Genomic DNA, 22,045 nt, shown 5'->3' on the forward strand with positions numbered 1-22,045 from the left:
CGATGTGTCGGACGCTCCGCGGATTCGCCAGCGTCCCACGAACCATTTGGCAGCAGGGTGTTTTCCATGACGGAACCAGTGTTCACAAGCAGGTGATTTTGCCCTGGGCCAGGCGCTCTACGAAGGTCAGAGCTTCGTTGAACATTGGCAGGGTTTTTTCAAGGTTGATGATGTGGATCTTGTTACGCGCGCCGAAAATGTATTTACCCATTTTCGGATTCCAGTAACGGGTTTGGTGACCGAAGTGCACACCGGCCTTCAGCATATCGCGCATGTTGACTTGGGACATGATAGTTCCTTGATAAGTCGGGTTTGGCCTCCACGTATCCCAATGACCAACCAGCAGCTTCAGCTGAAGGCACCCAGGTCATCGTGTCGACACGTGTGTGGATTTAAGCTTTTCGGGACATCCCCGGAAAGCGGCGCATTTTATATCACAGGGCAGAAAAAAACGGAACCCGGATTCTGAAATCCCGGCAAGGCAAAGCCACGCCATCCCTTGGAATCCGTCCGGAATGCGCCATGCTATAGAGAGAAGCGATATACAGAGGCGCGGAATTGCGCTGTTCGTCTGTTAGAATCGCGTTTTTCAGGGCTGCGAAGTTCGATCGCGCAACGCCCATTTCGTTTGTGAAGCGCCGCCGAGCGCAGAGAGAGCCTGTATGACCGTCACCCTCAAAACCCCCGAGGACATCGCAAAAATGCGCATCGCCGGCAAACTGGCCGCCGATGTGCTGGAAATGATTGCAGAACATGTCAAACCGGGTGTCACCACCGAACAACTCGACCGTATCTGCCATGACTACATCGTCAATGAACAGAAGGCCATCCCTGCCCCGCTCAACTACAAGGGCTTTCCCAAATCCATCTGCACCTCGATCAACCACGTGGTCTGCCACGGTATTCCGAACGAGAAGCCGCTGAAGGATGGCGATACCCTCAACATCGACGTCACTGTCATCAAGGACGGCTACCACGGCGATACCAGCCGCATGTTCCATGTCGGCACCGTACCGGTCTGGGCCGAGCGCCTGTCGCAAGTGACCCAGGAATGCATGTACAAGGCCATTGAGCTGGTCAAGCCTGGCTGCCGGCTGGGCGACATTGGTGAAGTGATCCAGAAGCACGCCGAAAAGAATGGTTTCTCGGTGGTTCGCGAGTTCTGCGGCCACGGCATTGGCAAGGTGTTCCACGAAGAACCGCAGATCCTGCATTACGGCCGTGCCGGCACCGGCATGGAGCTGAAGGCGGGCATGACCTTCACCATCGAGCCGATGATCAACCAGGGCCGAGCCGACACCAAGGTGCTGGGCGATGGCTGGACTGCGATCACCAAGGATCGCAAGTTGTCGGCGCAGTGGGAGCACACCCTGCTGGTGACCGAAACCGGCTACGAGATCTTCACCTTGCGCAGCGATGACACCATCGCACGTGTTTCGGCCTGATCGGACACGTACAGCCCCAAGCCTTATAAAAGGAAAGCCAATCGATGCCGCAGGTGGATCCCGAACTCTTCGACCGCGGCCAGTTCCAGGCTGAACTGGCCCTGAAGGCAAGCCCCATCTCGGCCTTCAAGAAGGCGATCCGCCAGGCGCGCGAAGTGCTCGACACGCGTTTTCGCAACGGTCGGGACATTCGCCGCCTGATCGAGGATCGCGCCTGGTTCGTCGATAACCTCCTGCAACAGGCCTGGGACCGCTTCAACTGGAGCGAAGACGCCGATATCGCGCTGGTCGCGGTCGGCGGCTACGGTCGTGGCGAACTGCACCCGTACTCGGACATCGACCTGCTAATCCTGCTGGACAGCGCCGACCACGAAGTTTTCCGCGACTCCATCGAACGCTTTCTGACACTGCTGTGGGACATCGGCCTTGAAGTCGGCCAAAGCGTTCGCTCGGTCGAGGAATGCGCCCAGGAGGCCCGCGCCGACCTGACGGTTGTCACCAACCTGATGGAAAGCCGCACCATCACCGGCCCGGAACACCTGCGCCAGCGCATGCTGGATGTCACCAGCACCGCGCACATGTGGCCGAGCAAGGACTTCTTCCTGGCCAAACGCGCCGAGCAGAAAGCGCGTCACCATAAGTACAACGACACCGAATACAACCTGGAACCCAACGTCAAAGGCTCGCCGGGCGGCCTGCGGGATATCCAGACGATTCTGTGGGTGGCCCGTCGCGAATACGGCACCCTGAATCTGCGGGCACTGGCGGGCGAAGCCTTCCTGGTGGAGAGCGAAAACGCCCTGCTGGCCTCCTCCCAGGAGTTCCTGTGGAAAGTGCGTTACGCCCTGCATATGCTCGCCGGGCGCGCCGAAGACCGCCTGCTGTTCGATCACCAGCGCACCATCGCCAAACTGCTGGGGTTCGAAGGCGACGACGCGAAACAGGCCGTCGAAAACTTCATGCAGCAGTACTACCGGGTAGTCATGAGCATTGCCCAGCTCAGCGACCTGATCATTCAGCACTTCGAAGAAGTCATTCTCGCCCCGGAAGACGAAGCGCCACCGCAGCCGATCAATGCACGATTCCAGTTGCACGACGGTTATATCGAAGCACGCAACGACAATGTGTTCCGACGCACGCCGTTCGCCATGCTGGAAATCTTCGTGTTGATGGCCCAGCAGCCGGAAATCAAGGGCGTGCGCGCCGACACCATTCGCCTGCTGCGCGAAAACCGCCACCTGATCGACGACGATTTCCGCAACGATATACGCAACACCAGCCTGTTTATCGAGTTGTTCAAGTGCAAGATCGGCATTCACCGCAATCTGCGGCGGATGAACCGCTATGGAATACTCGGGCGCTACCTGCCGGAGTTCGGCTTGATCGTCGGGCAAATGCAGCATGACCTGTTTCACATCTATACGGTCGATGCCCACACCCTGAACCTGATCAAACACCTGCGTAAGTTGCAGTACACCCAGGTGTCCGAAAAATTCCCATTGGCCAGCAAGCTCATGGGCAAGCTGCCCAAACCCGAGTTGATCTACCTGGCCGGCCTGTACCATGACATCGGCAAGGGTCGACACGGTGATCATTCGGAAATCGGCGCCGTTGATGCCGAGGCATTCTGCCAACGCCACCAGCTCCCTGTGTGGGACAGCCGCCTGATCGTCTGGCTGGTACAGAACCATCTGGTGATGTCGACCACCGCCCAGCGCAAGGACTTGTCCGACCCGCAGGTGATCCACGACTTCGCGCAGATCATTGGCGACGAAACCCACCTGGACTATCTGTATGTGCTGACCGTCGCCGACATCAACGCCACCAACCCGACACTGTGGAACTCCTGGCGTGCCAGCCTGCTGCGCCAGCTCTACACCGAGACCAAGCGTGCGCTGCGCCGCGGCCTGGAAAACCCGGTGGATCGCGAAGAGCAAATCCGCCAGACCCAAAGTGCTGCGCTCGACATTCTGGTGCGTGGCGGCAACGATCCGGACGATGTCGAACAGTTGTGGGCACAACTGGGTGATGACTATTTCCTGCGCCATACCGCCGGCGACGTCGCCTGGCACACCGACGCCATCCTCCAGCAACCGGACGATGGCGGGCCGCTGGTACTGATCAAGGAAACCACGCAACGGGAATTCGAGGGCGGCACGCAGATCTTCATCTATGCGCCGGACCAGCACGACTTCTTCGCCGTGACCGTGGCCGCGATGGACCAGTTGAACCTGAATATCCACGATGCCCGGGTCATTACCTCGACCAGCCAGTTCACCCTCGACACCTACATTGTGCTCGACACCGATGGCGATTCGATCGGCGACAACCCGGTACGGGTCCAGCAGATTCGCGACGGCCTGACCGAAGCCCTGCGCAATCCGGATGACTACCCGACCATCATCCAGCGTCGAGTACCGCGTCAGCTCAAGCATTTCGCCTTCGCGCCGCAAGTGACGATCCACAACGACGCACAGCGCCCGGTGACCGTCCTGGAGCTGACCGCACCTGACCGTCCCGGCCTGCTGGCGCGGGTCGGCACGATTTTCCTGGAGTTCGACCTGTCGCTGCAAAACGCCAAGATCGCCACCCTGGGCGAGCGCGTGGAAGACGTGTTCTTCATCACCGACGCCAACAACCAGCCGCTGTCCGATCCGCTGCTGTGCAGCCGCTTGCAGGATGCGATCGTCGAGCAGCTGACCGTTAACCAGGAACCCGATATCAAGCTTTCACGCATCAGCATCTGAATTAACAACGACGCGCCCGCCCTGTAGGAGCGAGCAAGCTCGCGAAGGTCGTCAACGATAACGCGGGGCATCAGATTGGCCCGTGCAGTCTGAGCGACCATCGCGAGCTTGCTCGCTCCTACAGGGACGGCACCGCCCGCACCGAACGAGATTTATCGATGAACAATGCTTTGTCCCAGCTCCAGCCCTACCCGTTCGAAAAGCTCCGCGCCCTGCTGGGCAGCGTCACGCCGAATCCGGACAAACGCCCTATCGCGCTGTCAATCGGCGAGCCCAAGCACCGTTCGCCGAGCTTCGTTGCCGAAGCGCTGGCGAACAATCTGGATCAGATGGCCGTTTACCCCACCACCCTCGGCATTCCGGCGCTGCGTGAAGCCATTGCCGCATGGTGCGAACGTCGTTTCAATGTGCCAGGCGGCTGGATCGACCCGGCGCGCAACGTCCTGCCGGTGAACGGCACCCGCGAGGCACTGTTTGCCTTCACCCAGACCGTGGTCAACCGTGGCGACGACGCCCTGGTGGTCAGCCCCAACCCGTTCTACCAGATCTACGAGGGTGCAGCGTTCCTGGCTGGCGCCAAGCCGCATTACCTGCCTTGCCTTGACGAAAACGGCTTCAACCCGGATTTCGATGCAGTTTCCCCGGACATCTGGAAACGCTGCCAGATTCTGTTCCTGTGCTCGCCAGGCAACCCGACCGGCGCACTGATTCCGCTCGATACGCTGAAGAAGCTGATCGCATTGGCCGACGAGCACGATTTCGTGATTGCCGCCGACGAGTGCTACAGCGAACTGTACTTTGACGAACAAACCCCGCCACCAGGCCTGCTCAGTGCCTGTGCAGAGCTGGGTCGCAAGGATTTCAAACGCTGCGTGGTGTTCCACAGCCTGTCCAAGCGCTCCAACCTGCCGGGCCTGCGCTCCGGTTTTGTCGCCGGCGACGCGGATATCCTCAAGGGCTTCCTGCTCTATCGCACCTACCATGGCTGCGCGATGCCGGTGCAAACGCAACTGGCCAGCGTAGCGGCCTGGAACGATGAAGTGCACGTGCGCGCCAACCGTGCGATGTACCGCGAAAAATTCGACGCCGTGCTGGAAATCCTCAGCCCGGTCATGGACGTCCAGCGCCCCGATGGCAGCTTCTACCTGTGGCCGAACGTGGCCGGTGACGATGCCGCCTTCTGTCGTGACCTGTTCGAGCAGGAGCATGTGACGGTCGTACCGGGTTCGTATCTGTCGCGGGATGTGGAGGGCGTCAATCCGGGCGCTGGACGCGTGCGCATGGCCCTGGTTGCGCCCTTGGCCGAATGCGTCGAAGCCGCCGAGCGAATCCGCGACTTCGTTCAACGCCGCAAATAACCACACGCCCTTGTAGGAGCGAGGCTTGCCCGCGAAGCCTTTATCGCCAGTGACGACGCCTTCGCGGGCAAGCCTCGCTCCTACGGGGGGCGTGTAGTTATTTCACCTGGCCAAGATTGGCCTCGCTCAGGTCCAGCTCCCCCAGCACTTCACGCAACACGTCATCACCGACCTGGTGATGACGACTGAGGCGGTATAACTCAAGTCGCTGCGCCCGCAGCGCCTTCAATCGTAGCCTTCGTTCCAGCAAATCCATCTGAAAGGCCAGCGCCTGGGCTTCGGCCGAGTCGTTGAACACCTCCAACTGATGCCGATACTCGGACATGATCCGTGCCTTGAGCTCTACCGCCAGCGCCGCCTGCTCGGCATCCTGTGGGCTGACCTCCTCGGTTTCCAACGCGTGAATGGCCGCCTCGGCGGTCTTGCGCCAGGCTTCGCGCACCTCATGGCGGCGTTTGTCGTCGGGGCTTTTCGGGATGCCGCGCAACAGCAGCGGCAAGGCAATGCACGCAGCAATCAACGACAGCAAAATCACCCCGGCAGCGATGAATATCAGCAGATCGCGTTCGGGAAACGCATCGCCCCCCATGAGCATCGGCACCGACATGACACCGGCCAGGGTGACCGCTCCCCGCACACCGCCGACGGTCAACAGCCAACAGGAACGTGCACTCGGCGTGTGGGTGATCGCTTCCTTGCCACTCCAACGCCGCACTTTGATGGACAGTCGCCAGGTGCTTTGCACCCAGACGAAGCGCAACACCAGCAACACCAGAAAAATCGCGATCACGTCGAGACTTCGACTGAGAAGCGTCGGCCACAGCGTGTCTTCATGGCTGACCACAGCCTTGATGATGTCCGGCAATTGCAGGCCCAGCAGCAGGAAAATCAAGCCATTGAAGGCAAACTCCAGCAATGTCCAGACGCTGCGATTGAGCAGGCGCGTGTTGGTCTGGCGCGGCAACAGATCGAGCCAGCTCTGCATCATCCCCGCCGCCACCGCCGACAGAATCCCCGACACCTCCATGCGCTCGGCCAACACGTAGGCGGCAAACGGCAGCAACAGCATGAACACGACATGAGTCGCCGGATCATCCCAGCCACGGGCAATCATCCAGGAGCGCAGGCGCCCCACCAGCCAGCTCAATGCCACACCGACCGCCAGACCGCCAACGGCTACCCACACAAAGGTCACGCTGGCGTTGGCCAGCGAGAACACCCCCGTCACCGCCGCTGCCAGGGCAAATTTGAACGTCACCAGGCCCGATGCATCGTTCATCAACGCCTCGCCCTGCAGCATATGCATCAGAGGCGTCGGCAAGCGGTTCTGGGAAATTGCCGAAACCGCCACGGCGTCCGTTGGCGATAACACTGCCGCCAACGCAAACGCCACCGGCAGCGGAATAGCCGGCAGCAACCAGTGAATGAAATAACCGGCACCGACCACCGTGAACAGCACCAGCCCCACCGCCAGCGTCAGGATCGGCCCGCGCAAGTGCCAGAACTCGCGCTTGGGCATACGCCACCCATCGGAAAACAACAGGGGCGGTAAAAACAGAAACAAAAACAGTTCAGGATCCAGCGCCACATGCAGACCGAGCGTCGGCCAGGCGAGCAAGGCACCTGCAGCGATTTGCACCAGGGGCAACGGCAGCGGAATCAATCGGCCGATCAGACGGGAAACGCCAACCAGCATCAGCATGATCAGGACGGTATAGGCGGTTTGCATAAGGCGAGGTTCCCGGACAATCGACAGCATGGAAGTGCCATTTTAGACGCTTGGACCAATACCCGACCCTTACACCAATGTCGCAAACACCATGTTCTTTGTGGGAGCTGGCTTGCCAGCTCCCACAGGGATTTCACAGATGAAAAAAGGCAATTGAACCTGCGACGCCGCGAAACCGTCCGGTCATGGCATAATCCGACACCTTTTTTCTCCAGCACCTGTAAAGGGGGCGATTCCTTGACCGTTTCAAGCAAAACGTTGCACCTTTTCGGCATCAAAGCCTGCGACACCATGAAAAAGGCGCGCACCTGGCTCGATGAACACGCTGTCAGCTATGACTTCCATGATTACAAAGCCGTCGGAATCGACCGCGAACACCTGACCCAATGGTGCAACGAGCACGGCTGGGAAGTGGTACTGAACCGCGCAGGCACGACCTTCCGCAAGCTCGACGACGAACGCAAAGCCGATCTCGACCAGCCGAAGGCCATCGAACTGATGCTCGCACAACCGTCGATGATCAAGCGCCCGGTGCTCGATCTCGGTGACCGAACCCTGATTGGCTTCAAGCCAGATATCTACGCGGCCGCGCTCAAGTAAGCAGCCCGTTCCTTTTTGCCAGAGGTAATTCACATGTCCAAATCCCTGTTCAGCCTGGCCTTCGGCGTCGGCACTCAAAACCGTCAAGGCGCATGGCTGGAAGTGTTCTACGCACAGCCATTGCTCAACCCATCGGCCGAACTGGTCGCCGCCATCGCCCCGATCCTGGGCTACAGCGAAGGCAACCAGGCCATCGCCTTCACCACCGCTCAGGCCTCGCAACTGGCTGAAGCCGTCAAAGGTGTCGACGCTGCCCAGGCTGCCCTGCTGACCCGCCTGGCCGAGAGCCACAAGCCGCTGGTCGCCACCCTGCTGGCCGAAGACGCACAGCTATCGTCCACCCCCGAGGCTTACCTCAAGTTGCACCTGCTGTCCCATCGCCTGGTCAAGCCACACGGCCTGAACCTGGCCGGCATCTTCCCGCTGCTGCCTAACGTGGCCTGGACCAGCCAGGGCGCGGTCGATCTGAGCGAACTGGCCGAGCTGCAACTCGAAGCCCGCCTGCGTGGCGAGCTGCTGGAAGTGTTCTCGGTGGACAAATTCCCGAAAATGACCGACTACGTGGTGCCGGCCGGCGTGCGTATCGCTGACGCTGCACGCCTGCGCCTGGGCGCCTACGTGGGCGAAGGCACCACCGTGATGCACGAAGGCTTCATCAACTTCAACGCCGGCACCGAAGGCCCGGGCATGATCGAAGGCCGCGTATCGGCGGGCGTATTCGTCGGCAAGGGTTCGGACCTGGGCGGCGGCTGCTCGACCATGGGCACCCTGTCGGGCGGCGGCAACATCGTGATCAAGGTCGGCGAAGGCTGCCTGATCGGCGCGAACGCCGGTATCGGCATCCCGCTGGGCGATCGCAACACCGTTGAATCGGGCCTGTATGTGACCGCCGGTACCAAAGTGGCCCTGCTGGACGAGAACAACAACCTGGTCAAAGTGGTGAAAGCCCGTGAACTGGCCGGCCAGGCCGACCTGCTGTTCCGCCGCAATTCGGAAACCGGTGCCGTGGAGTGCAAAACCCACAAATCGGCCATCGAACTGAACGAAGCGCTGCACGCTCACAACTAAGCGTCACGCGATTGCCTTTGTATCTGTAGGAGCGAGCAAGCTCGCGATGGACGTTAACGATGACGCGGGAAGCCTGACACCCCACGGCGTTCTCAAGTCCATCGCGAGCATGCTCGCTCCTACACAGTACAAGGTGATTCGCACACCCGGCAGGGCTGTACAACATGATGATCCTTTCTCCCTGGCGCGCCGATTTTCCGGCCATCGCCGCTCTGCAACGGCAGGGCCAGACCTATCTGGACAACGCCGCCACCACGCAAAAACCCCAGGCCTTGCTCGACGCGCTGGCGCATTACTACGCCAATGGCGCGGCCAACGTGCATCGGGCGCAACACCTGCCTGGCGCCCACGCCACCCAGGCCTTCGAGGAGGGTCGACGCAAAGCTGCACAATGGCTCAATGCCGGTGACAGCGGGCAGATCATTTTCACCCACGGCGCGACTTCCGCGCTGAACCTGCTGGCCTATGGGCTGGAGCCTCTATTTGAACCGGGCGACGAAATTGTCATCAGCGCCCTGGAGCATCACGCCAACCTGTTGCCGTGGCAGCAACTGGCACTGCGCCGCGAGCTGAAACTGGTGATCCTGCCACTGGACGCCGACGGCGTCATTGACCTCGACGCCGCCAATCGGTTGATCGGCCCGCGTACCCGCCTGCTGGCGGTCAGCCAGTTGTCCAACGTGATCGGCGCCTGGCAGCCACTGCCGGCGCTGCTGGCGATGGCAAAGGCACAAAACGCCTTGACCGTGATTGACGGTGCCCAGGGCGTGGTCCATGGCCGGCATGACGTGCAGGCGCTGGGCTGCGACTTTTATGTATTTTCCAGTCACAAGCTTTACGGGCCCGATGGCCTGGGCGTGCTGTTCGGGCGTAACGAGGCGCTGCAACAACTGCGCCCCTGGCAGTTCGGCGGTGAGATGGTGTTGGACGCCAACTACCACGACGCTCGCTTCCGTCCGGCCCCGTTGGGCTTCGAGGCAGGCACGCCGCCGATCGCCAGCGTGATCGCCTTGGGGGCGACCCTGGATTACCTCACAGGACTCGATCAGGACGCCGTGTCGGCCCATGAAACGGCGCTGCATGCCTGTCTGTTGCGAGGACTTGCTGCCCGCAGCGGCATTCGCCTGCTGGGCAAACCGCAGGTGGCGCTGGCCAGCTTTACCGTCGAGGGCGTGCACAATTCGGATCTGGCGCATTTGCTGACGGAACAAGGCATCGCCGTGCGCGCCGGTCACCATTGCGCCATGCCGTTGCTCAAACGTTTCGAACTGGCTGGAGCGATTCGGGTGTCGTTGGCGCTGTACAACGATTCCGAAGACCTGGAACGCTTCTTCAACGCGCTGGATCAGGCGCTGGAGTTGCTGCGATGAACCTGCCCGCCGAAGCCGTTGTTGCGCTGCACGCCTTCGAGAACCTGCCAGGTTGGGAACAACGGGCGCGCTTGTTGATGCAGTGGGGCGAGCGTCTGTCGGCGTTGAGTGATGTGGATAAAGTCGAAGCCAATCGCGTGCATGGCTGTGAAAGCCAGGTGTGGCTGGTGGGTGAGCTGCAGGACGGCCACTGGCAATTCCGGGCCCACAGCGATGCCCGTTTGATTCGCGGGTTGGTGGCGTTGCTGCTGGCACGGGTCAACGGCCTGTCCGCGGCCGAGTTGCGGCAGGTGGATTTGCCGGGGTGGTTTGAGCAACTCGGGCTTGGCCGCCAACTATCGCCCTCACGCAGCAATGGCCTGAATGCCGTGCTCCAGCGAATGAACGAATTGGCTGGTTGAACCTGCCCCTGTAGGAGCGAGCACGCTCGCGATGGACGTCAACGATAACACTGGGAACCTGACACCCCGCGGTGCGCTCCAGTCCATCGCGAGCGTGCTCGCTCCTACAGGGGTGATCGTTCCCACGCTCTGCGTGGGAACGCCTCTTCGGACGCTCCGCGTTCGGCTCCTGAAGGGACGCGGAGCGTCCCGGGCTGCATTCCCACGCAGAGCGTGGGAACGATCTATTCAGGCGGGCTTGATGCGATCTGCCGGGCGCCGAACGCCCGCCACGATCTTGTCCACGGCCTTGGTCGCCGCGACCATGCCAAACGTGGCCGTCACCATCATCACCGCACCAAAGCCCCCCGCACAGTCGAGCTTCACGCCATCGCCGACAAAACTCTTCTGCAGGCAAATGCTGCCATCGGGTTTGGGATAGCGCAGTTGCTCGGTGGAAAACACGCACGGCACGCTGTAATGGCGATTCATGGTGCGGGAGAAGCCGTACTCGCGGCGCAAAACGGAGCGCACTTTCGAAGCGAGCGGGTCATTGAAGGTGCGGTTCAGGTCGACGACCTGAATCAGCGTCGGATCGATCTGCCCGCCTGCACCGCCGGTGGTGATGATCTGGATCTTGCGGCGCTTGCACCAGGCGATCAGCGCCGCCTTCGCGTTGACGCTGTCGATGCAGTCGATCACGCAGTCGATGTTCGGCGTGATGTATTCGGCCATGGTCTCGCGCGTGACGAAATCCGGTACCGCATGCACCGTGCAATCGGGGTTGATACCGCGCAGGCGCTCGGCCATCACCTCGACCTTGGGTTTGCCGACGGTGCTGTCCAGCGCGTGCAATTGACGGTTGGCGTTGCTGACGCAGACGTCGTCCAGGTCGAACAGCGAAATCTCGCCCACGCCGCAACGGGCCACGGCTTCCGCCGCCCAGGAACCGACGCCACCCACGCCGACAATCGCCACATGGGCCGCGCGCAGGCGCTCGAGCCCTTCGATGCCATACAAACGGGCGATACCGGCAAACCGCGGATCTTCTGTACTCATGACCATTACCCTGAAAACCGGCGCGCATTATAGGGCTACGCAGGAACAAGTTTTAAGCTTCAAGCTACAAGTGTAAGAACTTATGTGAAAGCAAATTGCCCAATGTCCGGTATTTCCCCGTCCGCTGTGCGGTCGGGGATTGCCCGGTGTAGGATGCGCCCCCCTGGCGACTGCCAGCCGTTCCTTCGTTCCACAGCCTTTGGAACCTGAAATAACCATGTCATCGCGTAAATTTGGACTCAATCTGGTGGTGGTGCTCGCCATCGCTGCCTTGTTTACCGGTTTCTGGGCGCTGATCAATCGCCCCGTCACCGCCCCCAACTGGCCGGAACAGATCTCCGGCTTCTCGTACTCGCCGTTCCAGCAAGGACAGTTTCCGCAGAAAGAGCAGTATCCGACCGACGATGAGATGCGTCGCGACCTGGAAATCATGAGCAAGTTGACGGACAACATCCGTATTTACTCGGTCGACGGTTCGCTGCAGGACATTCCCAAGCTGGCCGAGGAATTCGGTCTGCGCGTAACCCTGGGCATCTGGATCAGCCCGGACCAGGAGCGCAACGAACGGGAAATCACCCGAGCCATCGAACTGGCCAACTCGTCGCGCAGCGTGGTTCGCGTGGTGGTCGGCAACGAAGCGATCTTCCGCAAGGAAATCACGGCCAAGGAACTCAGCGTATTGCTCGATCGCGTCCGCGCCGCCGTGAAAGTGCCGGTGACCACCTCCGAGCAATGGCACGTGTGGGAAGAACACCCTGAGCTGGCCAAGCATGTCGACCTGATCGCCGCGCACATCCTGCCGTACTGGGAATTCATTCCGATGGACAAGGCCGGTCAGTTCGTCCTGGACCGTGCCCGCGACCTGAAAAAGATGTTCCCGAAAAAACCGCTGCTGCTCTCCGAGGTCGGCTGGCCGAGCAACGGTCGCATGCGCGGTGGCGCCGACGCGTCGCCGGCGGACCAGGCGATCTACCTGCGTACCCTGGTCAACAAGCTCAACCGTCAGGGCTTCAACTACTTCGTGATCGAAGCCTTTGACCAGCCATGGAAAGCCAGTGATGAAGGCTCGGTCGGCGCCTACTGGGGTGTGTTCAACGCCGCGCGCCAGCAAAAATTCAACTTCGAAGGCCCGGTGGTAGCGATTCCGCAGTGGCGGGTGCTGGCCATCGGCTCGGTGGTGCTGGCGTTGCTGTCGCTGACCCTGTTGATGATCGACGGCTCGGCCCTGCGCCAGCGCGGCCGCACCTTCCTGACCTTTATCGCGTTCCTCTGCGGTTCGGTCCTGGTCTGGATCGGTTATGACTACAGCCAGCAATACAGCACCTGGTTCAGCCTGACCGTGGGCATTTTGCTCGCCCTCGGCGCGCTCGGGGTGTTCATCGTGCTGCTGACCGAGGCCCACGAACTGGCCGAAGCGGTGTGGATTCACAAGCGCCGTCGTGAGTTCCTGCCGGTGGTGGGTGACTCCAGCTACCGACCCAAGGTGTCGATCCACGTACCGTGCTACAACGAACCGCCGGAGATGGTCAAACAGACCCTCAACGCCTTGGCCAACCTCGATTATCCGGATTTCGAAGTCCTGATCATCGACAACAACACCAAGGACCCGGCGGTCTGGGAACCGGTTCGTGATTACTGCGAAACCCTCGGCCCGCGCTTCCGCTTCTTCCACGTCGCGCCGTTGGCCGGCTTCAAGGGCGGTGCACTGAACTACCTGATTCCGCACACCGCCAAAGATGCCGAAGTCATTGCAGTGATCGACTCCGATTACTGCGTGCACCCCAACTGGCTCAAGCACATGGTGCCGCACTTCGCCGACCCGAAAATCGCCGTGGTGCAGTCGCCGCAAGACTACCGCGACCAGAACGAGAGCACCTTCAAGAAGCTTTGCTACGCCGAATACAAGGGCTTCTTCCATATCGGCATGGTCACCCGCAACGACCGTGACGCGATCATCCAGCACGGCACCATGACCATGACCCGTCGCTCGGTGCTCGAAGAACTGGGCTGGGCCGACTGGTGCATCTGTGAAGACGCCGAACTGGGTCTTCGGGTATTCGAAAAAGGCCTGTCGGCTGCGTATTACCACGACAGCTACGGCAAAGGCCTGATGCCCGATACCTTTATCGACTTCAAGAAGCAGCGTTTCCGCTGGGCCTATGGCGCGATCCAGATCATCAAGCGCCACACCCGCAGCCTGCTGCGCGGCAAGGACACCGAACTGACCCGTGGCCAGCGCTATCACTTCCTCGCAGGCTGGTTGCCGTGGGTGGCCGACGGCATGAACATCTTCTTCACCGTCGGCGCGCTGTTGTGGTCGGCGGCGATGATCATCGTGCCGCAACGGGTCGACCCGCCGCTGCTGATCTTCGCCATCCCGCCGCTGGCGCTGTTCGTGTTCAAGGTCGGCAAGATCATCTTCCTCTACCGCCGTGCGGTGGGTGTGAACCTCAAGGATGCGTTCTGCGCGGCGCTGGCGGGGCTTGCGTTGTCGCACACCATCGCCAAAGCGGTGCTGTACGGCTTCTTCACCAGCAGCATTCCGTTCTTCCGTACACCGAAGAATGCCGATAGCCACGGGTTCTGGGTGGCGATTTCGGAGGCTCGCGAAGAGTTGTTCATCATGCTGCTGCTGTGGAGCGCGGCGCTGGGGATTTTCCTGGTGCAGGGCCTGCCGAGCAACGACATGCGCTTCTGGGTCACCATGCTGCTGGTGCAGTCGCTGCCGTATGTGGCGGCGCTGATCATGGCGTTCCTGTCGTCGCTGCCCAAGCCGGTTGCCGAAACTGAAACGGCCCCTGCTGTCTAAATCTTTGCCAATGCACTAAACGGCGGCCTATGGCCGCCGTTTTGCTTTAAGATAACCGCCATTTTTCGGGGTTTAGACCCCATCCCCGTAGGAGCGAGGCTTGCCCGCGAATGGAGCGAATCGGTGTAACAGACACACCTCATCATCGTTCTTCGCGAGCAAGCTTCGCTCCTACCAGTAATGCATCCGGAGTTTTTTCATGACGGCCCAAGCCGACCTTTCGCCGACCCTTCAACTGGCCATCGACCTGATCCGCCGTCCGTCCGTCACGCCGGTCGACGCCGACTGCCAGAAGCAGATGATGCAACGCCTGGGCGATGCCGGCTTCATGCTTGAGCCGATGCGCATCGAAGATGTGGATAACTTCTGGGCCACCCACGGCAAACACGACGGCCCGGTGCTGTGCTTCGCCGGTCATACCGACGTGGTGCCGACCGGCCCGGTGACGGCCTGGCAGATCGAACCGTTCAACGCGGTGATCGATGAGCATGGCATGCTCTGCGGCCGTGGCGCGGCTGACATGAAAGGCAGCCTGGCATCCATGACCGTGGCAGCCGAGCGCTTCGTCGCCGACTACCCGGATCACAAAGGCAAGGTCGCGTTCCTGATCACCAGCGACGAAGAAGGCCCGGCGCACCATGGCACCAAAGCCGTCGTCGAGCGTCTGGCGGCGCGCAAGGAGCGTCTGGACTGGTGCATCGTCGGCGAACCGTCGAGCACCAGCCTGGTGGGCGACGTGGTCAAGAACGGTCGTCGTGGTTCGCTCGGTGCCAAGCTGACCGTACGCGGCCTGCAGGGTCACGTGGCGTACCCGCACCTGGCGAAGAACCCGATCCACCTGGCGGCCCCGGCCCTGGCGGAACTTGCCGCCGAGCACTGGGACCACGGCAACGACTTCTTCCCGCCGACCAGTTTCCAGATCTCCAACGTCAATTCCGGCACCGGCGCGACCAACGTGATTCCGGGTGACCTGGTGGCTGTGTTCAATTTCCGGTTCTCCACCGAATCCACCGTCGAAGGCCTGCAAAAGCGCGTGGCCGACATCCTCGACAAGCATGATCTGGACTGGCACATCGACTGGGCGCTGTCGGGCTTGCCGTTCCTCACCGAGCCGGGTGAACTGCTCGATGCGGTCTCGTCGAGCATCAAGGACATCACCGGACGTCAAACCAAAGCCTCCACCACCGGTGGCACCTCCGACGGCCGCTTCATTGCGACCATGGGCACTCAAGTGGTCGAGCTGGGGCCGGTCAACGCGACCATCCACCAGGTCAACGAACGCGTACTGGCGTCCGATCTCGATCTGCTGACCGAAATCTACTACCAGACCCTGGTCAGGTTGCTCGCCTGATGCTGGCCTGCCCGATCTGCAGCGAACCGCTCAACGCGGTGGACAACGGCGTGGTTTGCCCCGCCGGGCATCGTTTCGACCGCGCGCGCCAGGGTTACCTGAACCTGCTGCCGGTGCAGCACAAAAACAGCCGTGACCCTGGGGATAACCAGGCGATGGTCGAAGCCCGTCGCGACTTCCTCAATGCCGGGCACTATGCGCCGGTGGCCAGGCGCCTGGCGGAACTGGCGGCCGGTTATGCACCGCAGCGCTGGCTCGACATCGGCTGTGGCGAGGGTTACTACACCGCGCAAATCGCCGAAGCCCTGCCGGACGCCGACGGCTATGCACTGGATATTTCCCGCGAAGCGGTCAAGCGCGCCTGCAAACGCAACCCGCAGTTGACCTGGTTGATCGCCAGCATGGCCCGAGTGCCGCTGGCGTCGGGCAGTTGTCAGTTCCTGGCCAGCGTCTTCAGCCCGCTCGACTGGCAGGAAGCCAAACGCTTGCTCAGCCCCGGCGGCGGCCTGATGAAGGTCGGTCCTACCAGTGGTCATCTGATGGAACTGCGTGAGCGGTTGTATGACGAAGTCCGCGAGTACACCGACGACAAGCATCTGGCCCTGGTGCCGCAAGGCATGGTGCTGGCGCACAGCGAAACGCTGGAATTCAAGCTGACACTGGACAAGCCTGAAGATCGCGCCAACCTGCTGGCGATGACGCCCCACGGCTGGCGCGCCAGTGCCGAGCGCCGCGCGGCGGTGATCGAACAAGCCGAACCGTTCGAGGTCAGCGTCTCGATGCGCTACGATTATTTCGTTCTTCAATAACTTCAATTTCGGGCCCCGGACAACCGTTCAGGGCCGGCAAAATCCGCGAATGGATTTTCAGACACACAGCGAGGACATCCATGCGCCAACCGGATATCGAGATTTACCTGAAAGACGCCGACGTCGACCACAAGGCCATCGCCGCCTGGCTGGGCACAGCGTTGGGCCCATGCAGCGACTGGGTGCAGAAAGGTCAGACTTACAAATGCAAGGCCGGCAATGTGCCGGTGACCTGGCTGCCCAAGGCCGTGGGCAAATGGAACAGCCTGTATCTGGAAAGTGACCAGACGCCATGGGACGACGACATCGCCTGCGCCCGCGCCGCGTTTGCCGCGCTGAACGTGGAAGTGCGTTGCGCACCGGGCACCTGGGTCGAGGAAGAAGATGAGGAGGCGGCCGATCGCTGGATCCGCATCAGCGCCGATGGTGAAGAGGAAATCACCTGGAGAACCGCGTAATCAGACACAACGCAACCCCGTAGGAGCGAGGCTTGCCCGCGAAGGCGTCATCACTGGCGCTAAAAGCTTCGCGGGCAAGTCGGATCGCCGCACCGCTCGCTCCTACAGGATTTGCGTGTTTTGAAGAGTGGGTTTACAGACCTACGACATCCTCGGCCTGCAACCCCTTCTGCCCTTCCACCACCGCGTACTCGACCTGCTGGCCTTCGGTCAGCGAGCGGTGGCCTTCGCCGCGAATCGCGCGGTAATGCACGAATACATCCACCCCGTCCGCACGCTGAATAAAGCCGTAGCCCTTGGCATCGTTGAACCACTTCACGCTGCCGGTTTCACGTGTTGCCATCTGTTCATACTCCTTTTTTATTATTGATCGGGCTTTTCGCAGGAAAGCCTCGTAAATGTCAGCCTGCACGTGCCTGACCCTTCAGAGGATACGGCGGCAGGGCGGCGAATATATGACAGACCTTGAAACCCACGACAAGCATTTAGTTGCCCGCTTTTTTGCCGATTTTCGGCGAATCCGGCAAACTATCGACCGCCCGAGCAAACGCTCGGTTTTATTCACTTACGCAGATGCCGTATGACCCGCTCCCCGTTCCGCCGTCTTGTGTTTGGCACCCTGCGCCGGCTGCTGTACCTCTGGGTTCGCTCGGAGACGATCAACCAGTCGTCGTTCACCCTCAACCTCGACCGCAGTCGTCCGGTGTTCTACGTCCTGCAAAACCCCTCGCTGACCGATCTTGCCGTGGTCGATACCGAATGCAGCAAGGCCGGTCTGCCGCGCCCTGTACTGCCGGTATCGGTTGGCAACCTGCTGGAACCGGCCGCGTTCTTCTACCTGACGCCGGACCCGGACTGGCTCGGCCGCCAGGACAAGCGCGGCGCGCCGCCGACCTTGACCCGCCTGGTCAGCGCCCTGAGCCAGAACGCCGCCGAAGACGCGCAGATCATCCCGGTCAGCGTGTTCTGGGGCCAGTCGCCCGACAGCGAAAACAGCCCATGGAAACTCTTGTTCGCCGACAGCTGGGCGGTCACCGGGCGCCTGCGTCGCCTGCTGAGCATCATCGTGTTGGGGCGCAAGACCCGTGTACAGTTTTCCGCGCCCATCCACCTGCGCGAACTGATCGAGCACAACAAGGGCCACGAGCGCACCGTACGCATGGCCCAGCGCATCCTGCGGGTGCATTTTCGCAACCTGAAAACCGCCGTCATCGGCCCGGACATTTCCCACCGCCGCAACCTGGTCAAGGGCCTGATCAATCAGCCCATGGTCAAGCAGGCGATCCTCGATGAAGCCGAGCGGGAAAACATCGCCCCGGAAAAAGCCAAGGCCCTGGCTCTGCGCTACGGCAACGAGATCGCTTCGGACTACACCTACACCGCGATCCGCTTTCTGGAAGTGGTGCTGAGCTGGTTCTGGAACAAGATCTACGACGGCATCAAGGTCAATCACATCGAAAGCGTGCAGAACATCGCGCCGGGTCACGAAGTGATCTATGTGCCGTGCCATCGCAGCCACATCGACTACCTGTTGCTGTCCTACCTGTTGTTTCGCAACGGCCTGACCCCGCCGCACATCGCCGCCGGGATCAACCTCAACATGCCGGTGATCGGTGGCCTGCTGCGCCGTGGCGGTGCGTTCTTCATGCGCCGCACGTTCAAGGGCAACCCGCTCTACACCTCGGTATTCAACGAATACCTGCACACCCTGTTCACCAAGGGCTTCCCGGTGGAGTACTTCGTCGAAGGCGGCCGCTCGCGCACCGGGCGCATGCTGCAACCGAAGACCGGGATGCTGGCAATCACCCTGCGCAGCTACCTGCGCTCCTCGCGCATGCCGATCGTCTTCGTGCCGGTGTACATCGGCTACGAGCGTGTGCTGGAAGGCCGAACCTACCTGGGCGAACTGCGCGGGGCGAGCAAGAAAAAAGAATCGATTTTCGACATCTTCAAAGTCATCGGTGCGCTCAAGCAGCGCTTCGGCCAGGTGGCCGTGAACTTCGGCGAACCGATCAAACTGGCGCAATTCCTCGACAGCGAACAACCGAATTGGCGCGAACAGGAACTGGGCCCGCAATACAAACCGGCCTGGCTCAACGAAACCACCAACCGCCTCGGCGAAAAAGTGGCCCGCCACTTGAACGAGGCCGCCGCGATCAACCCGGTCAACCTGGTGGCCCTGGCCCTGCTGTCCACCAGCCGCCTGGCCCTGGACGACCGTGCCATGGCACGAGTGCTGGACCTCTATCTGGCGCTGTTGCGTAAAGTCCCCTACTCGCCGCACACCACGCTGCCTGACGGTGACGGCCGCGCCTTGATCGATCACGTGAAGGACATGGACCTGCTGTCCGAACAGAGCGATGCCCTGGGCAAGATTCTGTATCTGGACGAGCAGAACGCCGTCCTGATGACCTACTACCGCAACAACGTGCTGCACATCTTCGCCTTGCCGGCGCTGCTGGCGAGTTTCTTCCAGAGTGCTTCGCGCATGAGCCGCGAACAGATCCTGCGCTACACCCGCGCCCTGTACCCGTACCTGCAGGCCGAGCTGTTCATCCGCTGGTCGCTGGACGAACTCGATGCGGTCATCGACCAGTGGCTGGAGGCGTTCGTCGAACAAGGCCTGCTGCGTTTCGAGAACGACGTTTACCTGCGCCCGGCCCCGAGTTCGCGGCACTTCGTGCTGCTGACCCTGCTGTCGAAAAGCATCGCCCAGACCTTGCAGCGCTTCTACATGACCGTTTCCCTGTTGCTCAACAGCGGCCAGAACAGCATCAGCGCCGAAGAACTGGAAGACTTGTGCACGGTGATGGCCCAACGCCTGTCGATCCTGCATGGCCTGAATGCGCCGGAGTTCTTCGACAAGAGCCTGTTCCGTCATTTCATTCAGACGATGCTCGATCTCGATGTGCTCAAGCGCGACGAGGCCGGCAAACTGGGCTATCACGAATTGCTCGGCGAACTGGCCGAAGGTGCGGCCAAACGAGTGCTGTCGGCGGACATTCGCTTGTCCATCCGCCAAGTGGCGCTGCATCGCAGTGAAGATGCCGCCGACCAGCCCGCGCCGCCGGCACAAAGCGTCTAGATTGATCAGGGCGCCAGTCGTTCCTGGCGCCCTCGATATGGAGATCCTTCGATGAAAAAACTGTCCCTGATCGCAGCCGCCGTGCTGCTGAGCGCCTGCCAGCATCCGACACCCGCCCCAAAGGCTTCCCTCGACGGTGAAGTCTTCTACCTGCAACGCATTGCACTGCCGCCGAATGCGGTCCTCAGCGTCAGCCTGCAGGACATCTCCCTGGCCGATGCCCCGGCCAAGGTCATCGACGAGCAGCGCGGTCCGGTCAAGGGCCAGGTGCCGCTGCCCTTCCACCTCAGCTATGACCCGCTGAAAGTCGAGCCCAACCACCGCTACTCGGTGAGCGCGCGCATTGAAGTCGATGGCAAATTATTGTTCATCACCACTGAAAACCACGCCGTGCGACTCGACGGCTCCGACCCACAACCCGTGAAGGTCCGCGTTGACGCGGCCCGCTAAAAAGGAAGTTGCCATGCTCCGCCCTACCCTCCGTTTTGCCGGCCTGTGCGCAGGCTTGATGATCTCCGCCAGCGCCATGGCGCTGTCGCTGAGCGACCTGTCGCAGAAAGATGCCACTGGCGGGCTCAAGGATGCGCTGACCCAAGGCGCGCAACTGGCCGTCAAACAACTTGGCACCCCGGGCGGTTTCAGCAACAACCCGGACGTGAAAATCGAACTGCCGGGCAAGCTGGGCAAGGTCGCCAGCAAAATGAAACAGTTCGGCATGGGCGATCAGGTCGATGAACTGGAAGCGAGCATGAACAAAGCGGCGGAAACCGCCGTGACCCAGGCCCAGCCGATCCTCGTCGATGCCGTGAAGAAAATGACCGTTGAAGATGCCAAGGGCATTCTCAGCGGCGGCAACGACTCGGCCACCCAATACCTGAACAAAACCAGCCGCGAACAGATCCGCGCCAAGTTCCTGCCCATCGTCAAGCAAGCCACCGACAAGGTGGGCCTGGCCCAGCAATACAACTCCTTCGCCGGGCAAGCCGCGACACTCGGCGTCGTGGATGCCAAGAACGCCAACGTCGAAAACTACGTGACCGAGCAAGCATTGAACGGCTTGTTCGAAATGATCGGCAAGCAGGAAGAAACCATTCGCAAGGACCCTGCAGCTGCGGCCACCAGCCTGGCGAAAAAGGTGTTCGGCTCCCTGTAGGAGCGAGCATGCTCGCGAAGGCGGACTCAAGATCAACAGTAATGTCGACTGACTCGCCACCCGGCATGCTCACTCCCTCAACACATCAAAAAGCCCGCTGACCTTCACAGGTTCAGCGGGCTTTTTCATTTGGCTATTGCGCCGACTCGAGCTTATCCAGCACGCCATTCACCGAGAGCTGTGCCAGGACGATCATCTGTTGAATCCCGAGCACCAGATTGCAGGTCGGGCCGGTCAGGATCGATGACAACTCGGTGGCCATCACATTGGCCGAGGCGAGGGTTTCATAGGCGTGGACGAGCAGGGTTTCGGAATTGATATCTGGGCGCAGGGTGAAGATTGGGCAGGGGTGATTTTGGGGATCTGAGGCTGGGGGGTTTGGGCTGTGTTTGATCATTGTGAAGCTCCTAACGAAAGTCGGAGCGGCCAGCATCACTTGCAGATGATGGGTGGCAGCTGTGTGCAGGTCTGCAAGACCGAGTCGTTAGGCAACCTCGGCAGATCCGAAGATCTCCCGCACACAGCCACCATAAATCGGTGGTCGCTAAAAAAGCGCCACGATTATAGGTGCGCCTGTAGGCGCCTAACAAACTATTGGCGGGCTTGCAGTCCCGGTCGCTGAAT

The 22,045-nt window shown here is 61.0% G+C and carries 18 protein-coding genes and 1 pseudogene; 14 read left to right on the top strand and 5 right to left on the bottom strand.

Features of this window, described 5'->3' with window-relative positions:
- Positions 1-97: 97 nt before the first annotated feature.
- Positions 98-289 (bottom strand): annotated as a pseudogene (gene rpsB / locus ACQKP2_RS23445) (30S ribosomal protein S2); the annotation flags it as partial.
- A 373-nt stretch (positions 290-662) separates the two neighbouring features.
- Between rpsB and map the strand changes: the two are divergent.
- The 3 genes from map (at position 663) to dapC (ending at position 5,550) form a co-directional block, all read left to right on the top strand.
- Complete coding sequence (map, locus tag ACQKP2_RS23450) at positions 663-1,445, top strand: type I methionyl aminopeptidase (RefSeq protein WP_427579867.1); 783 nt, start codon at positions 663-665, stop codon at positions 1,443-1,445.
- Positions 1,446-1,489: 44 nt separating this feature from the next.
- A complete protein-coding gene (locus ACQKP2_RS23455; protein ID WP_427579869.1) occupies positions 1,490-4,192 on the top strand; it encodes a [protein-PII] uridylyltransferase in 2,703 nt (900 codons plus the stop codon).
- A 158-nt stretch (positions 4,193-4,350) separates the two neighbouring features.
- Positions 4,351-5,550, top strand: coding sequence for a succinyldiaminopimelate transaminase (gene dapC, locus ACQKP2_RS23460; RefSeq protein ID WP_427579871.1), 1,200 nt, complete (start codon positions 4,351-4,353; stop codon positions 5,548-5,550).
- A gap of 97 nt (positions 5,551-5,647) precedes the next feature.
- Here the strand turns inward: dapC and ACQKP2_RS23465 are convergent, their stop codons facing one another.
- Entirely contained in the window at positions 5,648-7,279 is a 1,632-nt protein-coding gene (locus ACQKP2_RS23465; protein ID WP_427579873.1) for a Na+/H+ antiporter, read from the bottom strand.
- A 237-nt stretch (positions 7,280-7,516) separates the two neighbouring features.
- Here ACQKP2_RS23465 and ACQKP2_RS23470 point away from each other — a divergent pair, with 237 nt between their 5' ends.
- The 4 genes from ACQKP2_RS23470 (at position 7,517) to ACQKP2_RS23485 (ending at position 10,718) form a co-directional block, all read left to right on the top strand.
- Positions 7,517-7,879 (top strand): ArsC family reductase, encoded by a 363-nt coding sequence (locus tag ACQKP2_RS23470; protein ID WP_046816507.1) that lies wholly within the window; start codon positions 7,517-7,519, stop codon positions 7,877-7,879.
- A gap of 33 nt (positions 7,880-7,912) precedes the next feature.
- Positions 7,913-8,947, top strand: coding sequence for a 2,3,4,5-tetrahydropyridine-2,6-dicarboxylate N-succinyltransferase (dapD, locus tag ACQKP2_RS23475; RefSeq protein ID WP_427579875.1), 1,035 nt, complete (start codon positions 7,913-7,915; stop codon positions 8,945-8,947).
- Between the two features lie 164 nt (positions 8,948-9,111).
- Entirely contained in the window at positions 9,112-10,317 is a 1,206-nt protein-coding gene (locus ACQKP2_RS23480) for an aminotransferase class V-fold PLP-dependent enzyme (RefSeq protein ID WP_427579877.1), read from the top strand.
- Positions 10,314-10,718: a SufE family protein gene (locus ACQKP2_RS23485; RefSeq protein ID WP_427579879.1), complete on the top strand. Its 405-nt coding sequence runs from the start codon at positions 10,314-10,316 to the stop codon at positions 10,716-10,718. The genes ACQKP2_RS23480 and ACQKP2_RS23485 overlap by 4 nt, the downstream gene beginning before the upstream one ends.
- A 228-nt stretch (positions 10,719-10,946) precedes the next feature.
- Here ACQKP2_RS23485 and tcdA read toward each other — a convergent pair whose 3' ends face one another.
- A complete protein-coding gene (gene tcdA / locus ACQKP2_RS23490; RefSeq protein WP_427579881.1) occupies positions 10,947-11,762 on the bottom strand; it encodes a tRNA cyclic N6-threonylcarbamoyladenosine(37) synthase TcdA in 816 nt (271 codons plus the stop codon).
- 211 nt (positions 11,763-11,973) lie between these two features.
- On the opposite strand from tcdA, the gene ACQKP2_RS23495 reads away from it, so the two are divergent.
- From ACQKP2_RS23495 to ACQKP2_RS23510, 4 genes are all read left to right on the top strand, one after another.
- Positions 11,974-14,565: a glycosyltransferase gene (locus ACQKP2_RS23495; RefSeq protein WP_427579883.1), complete on the top strand. Its 2,592-nt coding sequence runs from the start codon at positions 11,974-11,976 to the stop codon at positions 14,563-14,565.
- Between the two features lie 199 nt (positions 14,566-14,764).
- Complete coding sequence (gene dapE / locus ACQKP2_RS23500; RefSeq protein ID WP_427579885.1) at positions 14,765-15,916, top strand: succinyl-diaminopimelate desuccinylase; 1,152 nt, start codon at positions 14,765-14,767, stop codon at positions 15,914-15,916.
- Complete coding sequence (locus ACQKP2_RS23505; protein WP_427579887.1) at positions 15,916-16,725, top strand: putative RNA methyltransferase; 810 nt, start codon at positions 15,916-15,918, stop codon at positions 16,723-16,725. Before dapE ends, ACQKP2_RS23505 begins: the two co-directional genes overlap by 1 nt.
- Before the next feature lie 80 nt (positions 16,726-16,805).
- On the top strand, positions 16,806-17,183 hold the full coding sequence (locus tag ACQKP2_RS23510; RefSeq protein WP_427579889.1) for a hypothetical protein: 378 nt from the start codon (positions 16,806-16,808) through the stop codon (positions 17,181-17,183).
- 133 nt (positions 17,184-17,316) lie between these two features.
- Here ACQKP2_RS23510 and ACQKP2_RS23515 read toward each other — a convergent pair whose 3' ends face one another.
- Positions 17,317-17,526: a cold shock domain-containing protein gene (locus ACQKP2_RS23515; protein WP_110966634.1), complete on the bottom strand. Its 210-nt coding sequence runs from the start codon at positions 17,524-17,526 to the stop codon at positions 17,317-17,319.
- A 237-nt stretch (positions 17,527-17,763) separates the two neighbouring features.
- Between ACQKP2_RS23515 and plsB the strand changes: the two genes are divergently transcribed.
- From plsB to ACQKP2_RS23530, 3 genes are read left to right on the top strand one after another with little or no spacing between them, the layout of a single operon-like run.
- The gene (gene plsB / locus ACQKP2_RS23520; protein WP_427579892.1) at positions 17,764-20,268 is read left to right on the top strand and encodes a glycerol-3-phosphate 1-O-acyltransferase PlsB; all 2,505 of its coding nucleotides are present in this window, start codon (positions 17,764-17,766) and stop codon (positions 20,266-20,268) included.
- A gap of 51 nt (positions 20,269-20,319) precedes the next feature.
- Positions 20,320-20,718, top strand: a complete 399-nt coding sequence (locus ACQKP2_RS23525) for a YbaY family lipoprotein (protein ID WP_427579894.1) — start codon at positions 20,320-20,322, stop codon at positions 20,716-20,718.
- Between the two features lie 13 nt (positions 20,719-20,731).
- Positions 20,732-21,421 (top strand): DUF4197 domain-containing protein, encoded by a 690-nt coding sequence (locus tag ACQKP2_RS23530; protein ID WP_427579896.1) that lies wholly within the window; start codon positions 20,732-20,734, stop codon positions 21,419-21,421.
- Positions 21,422-21,554: 133 nt separating this feature from the next.
- Here ACQKP2_RS23530 and ACQKP2_RS23535 read toward each other — a convergent pair whose 3' ends face one another.
- Positions 21,555-21,818: a DUF6124 family protein gene (locus ACQKP2_RS23535; protein ID WP_427579898.1), complete on the bottom strand. Its 264-nt coding sequence runs from the start codon at positions 21,816-21,818 to the stop codon at positions 21,555-21,557.
- Between the last annotated feature and the right edge of the window lie 227 nt (positions 21,819-22,045).

It is taken from the genome of Pseudomonas sp. NPDC089569, assembly GCF_050280625.1.
Taxonomy (GTDB): Bacteria; Pseudomonadota; Gammaproteobacteria; order Pseudomonadales; family Pseudomonadaceae; genus Aquipseudomonas.